Here is an 11,301-nt window from a genome sequence, read left to right as displayed (position 1 = left end):
ACTCCCCGGAAACATCGAATTGGAGGGTTCTGTTTGACAGATGGACCACATCTGTCAACCGAACGACGCCGAGTCGGCTCAAGCTTGAGCCGACTCGGCGCTGCGGGTCAGGGCTTCGCGTACGCCGACGCGCCGTACCAGTCGACGACGACGACCGGCTCGTCGCCGACGACCCAGGCGTCGTGGCCCTCGGGCAGCGACGAGACGTCGCCGGGGCCGAGGTCGAACTCGCTGCCGTCGGCCATCTTGACGTGCAGGGTGCCGCTGACGTGGTACTGGAAGTGCGGCGCCTCGCAGAGGTCGGTGCCGGCGATCGGCTTGACGTGCTCGGCCCAGTGCCAGCCGGGCTGCAGGGTGAGCCGGCCGATCTCGGCGCCGCCGATGTCGAGGATCTCGGCGACGCCGTTCTCGAAGGAGCGGGTCTCGGTCGGCGCGGAGAAGCTCTGGTGCTCGGTGATCTGGGTGGTGGTGGACATCGTTCGCCTCCGGGGTGCTGCGGCGCGTCTCGCCGCGTTCGACCGAAGCCTCGCCACGGGACCTTGCAGCCGGCTTGCAACGGCCGACCTCGTACGACCAGGGCGCCGGCGGTCTAGCATGCCGTCGTGGGCGCACTCGCCGTCCGTGTGCTCGGGGAGCTCACCGTCGACGGAGCCGACCTGAGCGTCGTGGACCGGAAGACCCGGACCCTGCTCCAGCTGCTGGCGCTGGCCCGCGGGCGCTCCGTGCGCACGGACGCCCTGGCCGAGGCGCTGTGGGGCGACGTCCCCCCGGCCCGCCCGGCCGACCAGGTCGCCGTGCTCGCGAGCCGGCTGCGGCGGCTGCTGGGCCGCGAGCGCGTGCTCCGCGGCGACGGTGGCTACCGGCTGGCAGCGGACTGGCTGGACCTGCTGGAGCTCGACGCGGTCGTCACCGAGGCCGAGCGGCGCAGCGCCGCCGGCGAGGTCAGCGGCGCGGTCGGAGCGGCCCGGCTGGGGCTCGCCCTCGTCCGTGGTCCGGGTCCCGACGTCCCCTCGGAGGCCGAGTGGGTGACCGCAGAGCTGGCGGCGGTGAACCGCCTCGTACGCCGAGCGCGCCGGATCGCCGCCACCACGCTGCTCGCGGCCGGCAGCTGGCTCGAGGCGCTCGAGCTGGCGACCGCCGATGCCGTCGCCGACCCCTTCGACGAGGAGGCGGTCCGCACGGCGATGCGGGCCCAGGCCGCCGGCGGAAGACCCGCCCTCGCGCTGGCGGCGTACGCCGACCTGCGCGCCCGGCTGTCCGAAGGGCTCGGCACCGACCCCGCGAGCGAGACCGAGGCGCTGCACACTGCCTTGTTGCGGGGAGAGCTGCCCGCAGCGGCACCGACGCAGGTCGCGGCCGCGCTCGTCGGCCGCGGCAGTCAGCTGGCGCACCTCGACGCCCTCGTCCACCGGGTGGCCGCCGACCACGTGCCGAGGGCCGTCCGCGTCAGCGGCGAGGCGGGCATCGGGAAGACCACGCTGCTCTCGGCCTGGACGGCGGAGCGGCGCAGGCACGGCGACCTGGTCCTCCACGGCAGGTGCGGCCCGCTCGACCGCGCCGCACCTCTCGACGTCGTCCTGTCGGCGCTCGGTGACCACGTCCGCGGCTCCTCCGAGGCGGCAGCCCTCCTCGGGCCGGAGGCCGCGCTGCTCGGTCCGCTGCTCGGTCCCGTCACCGGTCCGGCGTCCCCGCGGCCCACCGACCCCACGCTGGGGCCGGCCGTCCTCTACGCCGCGCTCACCGCCGTGCTCGCCCGGATCGCCGCCGACCGCTGCGTCGTCCTGGTCGTCGACGACGCGCACCTCGCCGGCGAGGCACTGGCCGACTGGCTTCGGTACCTCCTCCGTCGGCAGCTCCCCCTGCTGGTCGTGCTGGGTGCCCGGCCCACGGAGGGTCCTGCCTTCCCCACCACCGACCACGTCGGCATCGGGCCGCTCGACCGCGACCAGGTCGCCGAGGTCGTCGGTGTCGACCGCGCCGACGACCTGTTCCGCCGGTCCGGCGGGCACCCGCTGTTCCTGACCGAGCTCGCGGCGGTTCCGAGCGGCGACCTGCCGGCCTCCTTGGTGGCAGCCATCACGACCCGCTGCGACCAGCTCGGCCCCGCGGGCGACCTGGTGCGGACGGCGGCGGTCCTCGGCGGCGATCTCGACGTCGAGCTCCTGGCGGGCGTGCTCGGTCGGAGCGCGCTCGATGCGCTCTCCGACGTCGAGCACGCCGTGCGGAGCGGCCTGCTCGTCGACGAGGCCGGCCGGCACCGGTTCCGGCACGACCTCGTCCGCGAGGCCCTGGTCACGGGCACCTCGCCCGGCCGGGCACAGCTGCTCCACCGCGAGGCCGGCCGCACCCTCGCGATGCGGACGAGCGCGGATCCCGCGGCCGTCGCCGAGCACGCCCGCCTCGGTGGCGACCTGCCGCTCGCCGCGGCGGCCCTCGAGCGCGCGGCCGTCCGCGCCGCCGAGCGGTTCGACCACGCAACGGCGGAGGCACTCCTCGACGAGGCGCTCCGGCTGGCCCCCGACGACGAGACGCGGGTCGCTCGGGCGCGGGTGCGGATCCGGCGCGGCCGGTACGCCGAGGCCGAGGCGGACGCCCTGGAGGCAACCGGCGCCGGCGCCGAGCGCTGGGAGACCGCGGCGTGGGCGGCGTACTTCGACCGCCGCTTCGACGACGCGATCGCCTACGCGGACGACGGTGCGCTCGCGGCCGGCGAGCCGACCACCCGGACGGGGTGCCTGGTGGCGGCGGGCCGCGTCCTCCACGCCCGAGGCGACCTGGACCGGGCGGCAGCCGCTCTCGAGGAAGCCGTACGCATCGGCTCCGGTGAGGCCCGGCTCGAGGCGGCCACCTGGCTGGGCGTGCTGCGGGCCCACCGCGGGCACGTCGACGAGGCCCTCGAGCTGCTGCGCGCGGCGACCCGACCCGGCGTGAGCGTCGAGCACACCTCGGCGACGCTGCACGCCCTGCTCTTCACCGGTCACGCCCTCGCCTCCGCCGGCCGACCCGCGGAGGCCCTGGCCTGCTTCGGCCACTACACCGACGAGGTGACCCGGCGGGACGTGCCGCGGTTCGCCGGCCGCGGGGTGAACTTCACCGGCTGGGTGCTCCGCAACCTCGGGCAGGCCGGCGCCGGCATCGAGGCGCACCACGAGGCGCTCGAGGCCGCCCACGGCGACGGGATCCCGGAGATGGCCGTCGCGGCGCTGGAGGACCTCGCCGAGGAGCGGGTGCGGGCCGACGACCCTGAGGCCGCCGCAGGCCTGCTCGACCGCGCCCGGACCGCACTGGTCGGCGACCTGGTCTTCGGCTGGCGGCTCGCGATGCGGCTGGACCTGGTCGACGCGGAGGTGCGGCTCCGGCTGGAGGACCCGGAGGGGGCGCTGCGGATCGCGGACTCCCTCGCGTCCTCGGCCCGGGCCCGCGGCGTCCCGAGGTACGACGCCTGCGCCCGCCTGGTCGCCCACCGGGCGCGGGCGGCGCTGGGCGAGCGGGCCGACCGCGCCGGGGTCCGTGCCGACCTGGACGCGGTCGAGCGCGCGGTCGGGATCGAGGCCTGGTGGTGGGCAGGCCGGACCGGGGCCGACCTCGGGGACGTGCGCCTGCTCGACCACGCCGAGGTGCTCGCCGGCACCCTGGCCGCGCGGAGCGGAGCGCGCGGCGGGCAGCTCCGGCGTCACGTCGCCCGCCGGCTCGACGGCTGGCGCACCCTCACCGCGCGGTGAGGACCACCATCGCCACGACCAGGGGTGGCATCCCGGTCACCGCCGTCTCGGCAGCCCGGCGCAGCGCCACCCGCTCCCCCGTCGGCAGCGCGCCGACCCACGGCGCGACGTGCGCCATGCCGAACCGCCAGTCGACGAGGTCCGCCGGCGTGTTCATGCCGGTGGAGACCTCGACGACCTCCGCCCGCGCCTCCCCGTAGCCCGCTGCCCGGGCGAAGGTGGCCAGGTCCTCGCCCCCGGGATTGGCGTCCGCTCGGACAACGGCGTACCACTCCGGCGGCCGGTGACCGTGACGCGCCAGCACGTCGTCGACCGCTTCCTTCGCCGGGTGCGCCCACTCCGGCGCATACGCCGTGGCGAGGAGCGCCCCCGCGACCCGGCGGAGCTCGGTCATCGGCGGCACGGGGTCGGTGAAGTGGTTGAGCGAGAACGCGGCGGCCGCGAGGTCGAAGGAGGCGGCCGCGAACGGCAGCCGCGTCAGGTCGCCCACCGCGGCCAGGGCCGGCGGCCGCGGCAGCATCGTCGGCGCGAGGTCGAGGGCGACGACGCAGCGGGCGCCGCGCCGGCGCAGCGCCTCGCCCGCCACGCCGGTGCCGGCCCCGGCGTCGAGCACGCGGGCACCGGCGAGGGCCACCGGCGCGTGCGCGGCCATCACCTCGGCCATCCGCGCGTACATCCGCTCCGGGCCGGCCCGCCAGCCGGTGGACGCGGCGTCGTACGCCTCGCCGGCACCCTCCGCCGGCGTCACGCCGGCTCCAGGAGGTACGCCGCCCGCGCGACCTGTCGGTCCCACCACGCGAGCTCGTCGTCGTACCCGCCGAGCGCCTTCTCCCAGCCGAAGTTGACCATCGCACCGACCAGGCACAGGCCGAGCTGGGTCTCCCACCACGGTTCCGTGTCGACCCCGCGGCGCTCGAGAGCCGTCCGGTAGGAGTCGATTGTCTGCTCCTTCGTGGTCGGGATCCGGCGGCAGTTGATCGCCAGGTACCACGCGAGGTCCGACAGTGGCGCGCCGCGTCCGGGGACCTCCCAGTCCAGCAGGATCGTCCGGCCGCGAGCGTCGCTGCCGAGGTTGTCGAGCTTGAGGTCGCCGTGGACGAAGGTCGACGGCGTGGCAGCGAGAGCGGCGACGAGACGTGCCGGGTCGTGCGCCAGGGGCAGCACCACCTGAGCCAGCCGCGGCGCGACGCGCTCCAGCAGCGGCCAGCCCTCGCCGATCAGCTGCGGCACCCGGGCGCCCGACCCGAGCGCCGCCTCGGCCGCGGCCGTTCCGGGGGAGAGGAAGAGGTAGCGGGTGCCGGGCGGCACGACGTCGACGTCGAGGTCGCTGTCCCAGAACGCGGCGTGGAGCGCGGCCATGTGGTCGACGAACCGCTCGTGCAGCTCTGCCGGCACCGGGTCGTCGCCGCCGGGGACCAGGGCGGCGCCGACGTCGCGCATCAGAAGCGCGCCGGTGGTCGGCCGGTCCGGGTCCTGGGCCACGGCCAGGATCGGCTGGTCGAAGCAGTCCGGGAGGGCGGCCAGGACCCCGCGCCGCCACAGCTCCACGGGCGGGACGACCGGCGCACCCAACGCACGCAGGGTCCAGTCCCCGGCGTGGTCGAGGTGCTTGAGGACCAGCCACTCGGCACCGATCCGCACCCGTTCGAGCGCGGCGCCGGACACGCCCGGCGTGGTCAGCGGCACCCGTTCCTCGACGTCGACGAGGAGGTCATCGACCGACTCCAGGACAGGTGGCGCGGCGGGCGTGGACATGGCGGCTCCTCGGACTGCTCCATCGTGGCAGGCCCCGAGAGTCCCGGGTCGGGATTGCAGCACGATTGCAGCGAACCGCCCCTGCGCCGGCCGGTCTTCGACTAGGTTCCGGCCGTGCGCACGGGGGGGTCGGTCGAGCCTGTGCGCTCCCTGCTCCTCGCCGCGGTCGGACTGCTCGTGCTCGGCACCACGCTCGCCTCCCCGGCCGCGAGCCACGAGCGCGCTCACCCGCCGCGGGGCACCCCGGTGCTGACGATCAGCCAGCAGTCCCTCGACGTGGGCCGGGTCGGGCGCGGGATCGTCGGCGGCAACCTGCGGTGGCTGGGCGACGCCGACGGCGCGTACGACCCGGCCACGGGCCGGATCCGCACGGACCTGGCGCGGCTGATGCACCGGATCGGGCTGGGCACCATCCGCTACGCCGGCGGGACCGTGGCCAACCTGTTCGACTACCGCCACGCGACGAGCAGGCCCGGCTGCCAGACGAGCGGCGGCTTCGCCGCACCGCAGTTCGCGGCGATCCCCGCCGCACGCTCGGGCTACACGATCCCGCGCCAGGCCGACTTCGCGCGGGCGGCGCACAGCGCGACCAACGTGATGGTGCCGATGGTCAACACGACGCCGGCCGACGCGCAGGCGTTCGTCCGGGCGGTGGCCAGGGACACCGGTCAGAGCTCGGTCGTCGTCGAGCTCGGCAACGAGCCGTACGCCGCCGACCAGCGCTACTGGCGGACCCCGGACCTCAGCCGGCGCCTCGACGACTACATCCTCGGCGGGACCCGGGAGCAGACCGGCAGCGCCGGCGACGACGGGCTCTACCCCGTCGGTGGCTGCGACCTGCTCCACCCGGCCACGGCGAACGGTCGGGCCGGCCAGACCTACCGCCCGCGCTACCTGCCGATCTCGCTGGGCACCCCGCCGGTGGTGTGGGTGGGCGGGACGAAGTGGCACTACGTCGCCGCCCTCGGCGACGCCGGTCCGCGCGCGCGGGCGTTCACGGTCGACCCGAGCCTGCGCCGCATCGAGTTCGGCGACGGCAGGCACGGCGCCGAGCCGCGGGGCGCGCTCCGGATCCGCTACAGCGCCGGCCCGATGCCCGGGTTCGCCGAGATGTACGACGCCCTCAAGGCGATGCCCGGCGTCGACGTCCAGGTCTGCTCCTCCTGGGCGACGACGACGTTCGTGGCCCGGATGGCCGCGCTCGGACTGCCCTACGACTGCATCGCGGTCCACCAGTACGCCGCGGTCGCCGGCTCCTCGAGCACCCGGAAGGTCTACCGGCAGTACGTCACCGCTGCCGCCCGCACCAACGACGCGCTCGGGTCCCTGCGCACCGCGATGGAGGCCTCCGCACCCGACCGCTTCCTCGCCGTCACCGAGTTCGGCGGCTTCACGGCCGACGGGCACAGCCGGGCCGAGGACTTCCTGATGGACCTGGTCCAGGCGGTCGAGTACGCCGGCCAGCTCCGCAACGGCGTCCGGGTCTCGAACCTGTCGAACTTCGACGTCCTGCACGAGCGGTACGGCGACCGGTTCGCCCTGTCCGGCACCGGCTACCTCGCCGACATGGTGCACGCGTTCGTCGGGCTCGACCCGGTCGCGGTCACCGACCCGTCGGCGGGGCTCACGGTCGCCGCTGCCCGCTCGGGCGCGCGGGGCGCCGTACTCGTGGTGAACACGCGGTGGCAGGGCGCAGTGACCACCGACCTGCAGGCGTCCGGCCGCGGGGGCACCTCGTGCGGGACGTTCCGGACCCTCGACGCCGACCCCGGGCGGCCGACCCGGGCGGCGAGCCCCGGTGCGCTGCCCCGGTCGGTCCGGCCGACGACGCACCGCACCTGGCGCTCGGGGCGGCTGCGGCACCGCTTCCCCGCGCGCTCGATCACGCTGCTGACCTTCCGCCCCGAGCCGGCCCGCGGTTGCTGAGCCGCTACATCGACGGCGCGCTGAGGTACACCGACTTGAGCTCGGTGTACTGCGCCAGGCCCTCCGGGCCGAACTCGCGCCCGACCCCCGACGCCTTGTAGCCGCCGAACGGCGCGGCGAAGTCCATCGTGTAGGTGTTCACACCGTAGGTACCGGTGCGCACCCGGCGGGCCACGTCGAGACCGGTCTCCTCGTCCGCGGTCCACACCGTGCCGGCGAGGCCGTAGTCGGAGTCGTTGGCGATCCGGACCGCGTCGTCGACGTCGTCGTACGCGATCACCGAGAGGACCGGCCCGAAGATCTCCTCCTGCGCGATCCGCATCCGGTTGTCGACGCCGGCGAAGACCGTCGGCCGGACGTACCAGCCGGTGTCCAGGCCGTCGGGCCGGCCGGTGCCGCCGGTCAGGACCTTGGCGCCCTCCTCCTGCCCGAGCGCGATGTACTTCTCCACCCGCTCCTGCTGGCGCTGGGCGACCATCGGGCCGATCTCGGTGGCGGGGTCCAGCGGGTCGCCGACCTTCATGCCTCCGATCGCCTCGGCGAGCGCCCCGGCGACCTCGTCGTGGCGGTCGCGGCTGACCAGGATCCGGGTCTGCGCGACGCAGGCCTGGCCGGAGTTCATGACGCCGACGAACTTGAGTCCCTCGAGCACGGTGGTGAGGTCGGCGTCGTCGAGCACGATCGCGGCGGACTTGCCGCCGAGCTCGAGGGAGCACCGCTTGAGCTGCTCGCCGCAGATCGCGCCGATCTTGCGGCCGGCCGCGGTCGAGCCGGTGAAGGCGACCTTGTCGACGCCGGGGTGCCGGACCAGGTGCTCGCCGGCCTCGCGTCCGGCGGCGACGATGTTCACGACGCCCGCGGGCACACCCGCCTCCTGCAGGATCTCGGCGAGCAGGTAGCCGTCGAGCGGCGTCTCGGGCGCCGGCTTGACCACCACCGTGCACCCCGCCAGCAGCGCCGGCACCAGCTTGGACATGATCGTGAACTGGGGAACGTTCCACGGCGGGATCGCCGCGACCACGCCGACCGGCTCGTGGCGGACCAGCACGTCGGCGCCGAGCGCGCCGGGCCGCTTCGCCTCCCACGGGAACTCGCGGGCGATGGCGAGGAACGCCTCGATCTGCATCCAGGGCGCCGGCGCCTGCGCGAGGCTGCTGAACGAGATCGGCGAGCCCATCTCCGTGGAGATGACCTCCGCCATCTCGCCGAGCTTGGCGGCGTACAGCCCGGAGAACGCCTGGACGACGTCGATCCGCTCCGCCGGCGTCATCCGGGGCCACGGACCCTCGTCGAAGGCCCGACGCGCCGCGGCGACCGCAGCATCGATGTCGGCCGTCGTGCCCTCCGGCACGCGGGCGACCACCTGCTCGGAGTGCGGTGAGACCACCTCCAGCAGCTGGTCCGATGCGGGCTTCGCCCAGGCGCCGTCGATGAACAGGGCGTCGCGGTCGAGGGTCATCTCATCTCCTGTGGTTGAGGTTCAAGCGGCGCCCTGCGGGCGCGGGTCGGCCTCGCAGCTCCGCTCGCTTCGCTCGACTCCGCTGCGCTGCTCGGCCGACCCGCGCCCGCCACGCTATTTCGCAAGGTCGAACCAATCGGCGAATCCGCTGGGATCGTGCCGCCCGAGGGCGCCGTGCTCGAAGAGGCCCCAGCCCTCGGAGCCGTCGGGCGTCCCGGCGCCGGGGCCGTGCACCGTGGCCCGACCGACGTGGTCGATGACGCCGAACATCACCCGCCCGGCGACGGCCGGGTCGTTGAGGTCGTAGGTGAGCCGCTCGGTGAAGGCGGGACCCTTCCACGTGCCGTGCGCCCAGTCGGAGTCGCCGCCGTAGCCGCCGCCGACGTGGATCGGTACGCCGAGCAGCGAGCTCACCTCGAAGGTGACGTCCTTGCCCTCCGGCGTCGTGCAGCGGATGGTCGCACCGGTGGGGACCCGGGTGCCGGAGCCGTAGCGGATCTCGACGCGCGGCCAGCCGAGCTGCTCGACCCGGCCGTCCGGCCAGACCCGCGTGCAGTCGTTCACGGTCCGGTAGCCGTCCGGCGTCTCCTGCATGATCAGGCAGATGGCGAAGTCGTCGAACGCGATCGGCACGTAGAGCCACCACATGCCCTCGAACGGCGGGTCGGCCGGCTTGCCGGCGGGGATCGCCTCGCCCTGCGGCCGGATCCCCCACGACCGGTCGCGGGACCCGATCCAGCGGTCCGGGGACACCGCGATCTCCTCGCCGTCGATCGAGATCCGGCCCTCCCAGCTGCCGACCTGCGCGAACCGCTGGGCGTCGAGCGTCGTCCCGCTGCCCTGCCGCATCACGTGCGGCAGCTCCTGGATCACCGGGTGCAGTCCGCGCCAGGTCAGGTCGAGGGCGACGCCCTCGGTCTCCTCCAGCACCACCCGCAGCTGCTGCAGCGGCTCCTGCACCTCGACGCGGTAGTTCACGACCCGTTGCTCCATCCGGTCGCCGCCGCGCGGGTCGGCAGCGTCGGAGAGGTGGACGGCGGTCTGGGTGTCGCCGCGGCGCACGAGGACGAAGGCGTCCTTGGTGCCGAGGTTCGGGTAGAAGCCGATGCCCGAGATCAGGAAGATGTCGCCGGTGCGGTCATGGCAGTTGAAGTAGCTCCGGTCGTAGAAGTGCCGGTCGCTGCTGCCCGCCCAGGCGACGGGGCGGGGCAGCTGGTGGATGGGGTACTCGTCGAGCGGGCCGAGGCCGACGTACTCGCCGTGCAGGCCCCCGGTGCCGGCAGGCCCGGTCATGCTCCGACCTCGTCGAGCAGGCGGACGATCAGCGGCTTGCAGTGGAACAGCGTCTCGACGTCGTCGGGGCGCTCGATCTCGCCGAACCGGACCTGGCGGGCGCCGGTGCGCATGAAGACCACGCACCAGATCACGCCGTTGTAGAGGTGGAACCAGGTGAGGTCGCCGAGGGCCGCGCCGGTCAGCTCCTCGTACGTCGACCGCACGTCCTCCTCGCGCAGGAAGTCGGGCATCCCGGGCAGCTCGAAGACCGCGGCGATCGACTGGAAGACCTGGTGCGCGAAGACCAGCCAGGAGACGTCCATCTCCCGGGGGCCGAGCGAGGCCATCTCCCAGTCGAGGACGGCTGCCGGCTCGAAGTCCTGGTAGAGGACGTTTCCGATGCGCGCGTCGCCCCAGCACAGCACGGACTCCGGGGCGTCGGGGAGGTTCGCGTCGAGCCAGGCCAGCGCCCGCTCGACCATCGGCGAGCGGCCCAGGTCGGCGGTGGCCCACTCGTACCAGCCGCGCAGGTGCGCGAGGTTCCGCTCGAGCAAGGTGTCTCCCGCCTCGGCCGGGGCGAGGAAGTCGAACGTGCCGGCCGGCAGGGCGTGCAGCCGGGCCAGCACGCTCACCGTGCTGTCCTGGAGGCGGCGCTGGTCGGCGGGGTCGGCGTCGAAGAGCCAGTTGTCGCCGAACGGGTAGGGCATCACGTCCGGCGGGACGATGCCCTCGATCCGGTCCATGAGGAAGAACGGCGTGCCGAGCACGTCGCCGGTCTGCTCCAGCCAGCGGACGCCGGGCACCGGGACGTCGGAGAGCTCTCCGACGAGCCGGATCACCTCGTACTGGCCGGCCAGGTCGTAGCGCTGGAAGACCGGTACGTCGTCCGGGGCGGGCGCGACGCGGGCGACGTACTCCCCGGTCCGGCGCTCGCCGTCCTCGGTCCACGTCACGTCGAGGATGACGGTCTCGCTGGACATCCCGTTGCTGTCGACACCGGCGTGCAGCGTGACCTCGGGCTCCGCGCCTGCCGGCAGCACGGTGGCGAGCCACTCCTCGAGCCGGTCGTGGACCGCGCCCTGGTCACGACTCGATCTCTGCATGCTGAAGTCTGCCGGCGGCGGTGCCTGCGTCATCTGGCCAGCGTGGTGGAACGTGTTCTAG

At 74.6% G+C, this 11,301-nt stretch carries 8 protein-coding genes; 2 read left to right on the top strand and 6 right to left on the bottom strand.

Going from position 1 to position 11,301, the window contains the following annotated elements:
• Window positions 1-107 precede the first annotated feature (107 nt).
• Entirely contained in the window at window positions 108-476 is a 369-nt protein-coding gene (locus tag ABD709_RS09545) for a cupin domain-containing protein (protein WP_344774690.1), read from the bottom strand.
• A 126-nt stretch (window positions 477-602) separates the two neighbouring features.
• Between ABD709_RS09545 and ABD709_RS09540 the strand changes: the two genes are divergently transcribed.
• Window positions 603-3,722 carry an ATP-binding protein gene (locus ABD709_RS09540; protein ID WP_344774688.1) on the top strand — a complete coding sequence of 1,040 codons (3,120 nt, stop codon included), beginning with the start codon at window positions 603-605 and terminating at the stop codon, window positions 3,720-3,722.
• On the opposite strand, the gene ABD709_RS09535 is transcribed toward ABD709_RS09540, so the two are convergent.
• Together ABD709_RS09535 and ABD709_RS09530 are read right to left on the bottom strand one after the other, a co-directional pair.
• Entirely contained in the window at window positions 3,709-4,518 is an 810-nt protein-coding gene (locus ABD709_RS09535; protein ID WP_344774686.1) for a class I SAM-dependent methyltransferase, read from the bottom strand. The genes ABD709_RS09540 and ABD709_RS09535 overlap by 14 nt on opposite strands.
• On the bottom strand, window positions 4,467-5,477 hold the full coding sequence (locus tag ABD709_RS09530) for a phosphotransferase family protein (protein WP_344774684.1): 1,011 nt from the start codon (window positions 5,475-5,477) through the stop codon (window positions 4,467-4,469). Before ABD709_RS09530 ends, ABD709_RS09535 begins: the two co-directional genes overlap by 52 nt.
• A gap of 114 nt (window positions 5,478-5,591) precedes the next feature.
• On the opposite strand from ABD709_RS09530, the gene ABD709_RS09525 reads away from it, so the two are divergent.
• The gene (locus ABD709_RS09525; RefSeq protein WP_344774682.1) at window positions 5,592-7,403 is read left to right on the top strand and encodes a hypothetical protein; all 1,812 of its coding nucleotides are present in this window, start codon (window positions 5,592-5,594) and stop codon (window positions 7,401-7,403) included.
• 4 nt (window positions 7,404-7,407) lie between these two features.
• Here ABD709_RS09525 and ABD709_RS09520 read toward each other — a convergent pair whose 3' ends face one another.
• The 3 genes from ABD709_RS09520 to ABD709_RS09510 form a co-directional block, all read right to left on the bottom strand.
• Window positions 7,408-8,862: an aldehyde dehydrogenase gene (locus ABD709_RS09520; protein WP_344774680.1), complete on the bottom strand. Its 1,455-nt coding sequence runs from the start codon at window positions 8,860-8,862 to the stop codon at window positions 7,408-7,410.
• Window positions 8,863-8,976: 114 nt separating this feature from the next.
• Window positions 8,977-10,155, bottom strand: a complete 1,179-nt coding sequence (locus ABD709_RS09515; RefSeq protein ID WP_344774678.1) for an Rv3169 family protein — start codon at window positions 10,153-10,155, stop codon at window positions 8,977-8,979.
• Window positions 10,152-11,273, bottom strand: coding sequence for a phosphotransferase family protein (locus tag ABD709_RS09510; RefSeq protein WP_344774676.1), 1,122 nt, complete (start codon window positions 11,271-11,273; stop codon window positions 10,152-10,154). The genes ABD709_RS09515 and ABD709_RS09510 overlap by 4 nt, the downstream gene beginning before the upstream one ends.
• Window positions 11,274-11,301: the final 28 nt, after the last annotated feature.

It is taken from the genome of Nocardioides panacisoli, assembly GCF_039537325.1.
Lineage (GTDB): Bacteria > Actinomycetota > Actinomycetes > Propionibacteriales > Nocardioidaceae > Nocardioides > Nocardioides panacisoli.
Note: the sequence above shows the minus strand (reverse complement) of the source record. Positions and strands in the feature narration are given on the sequence as shown.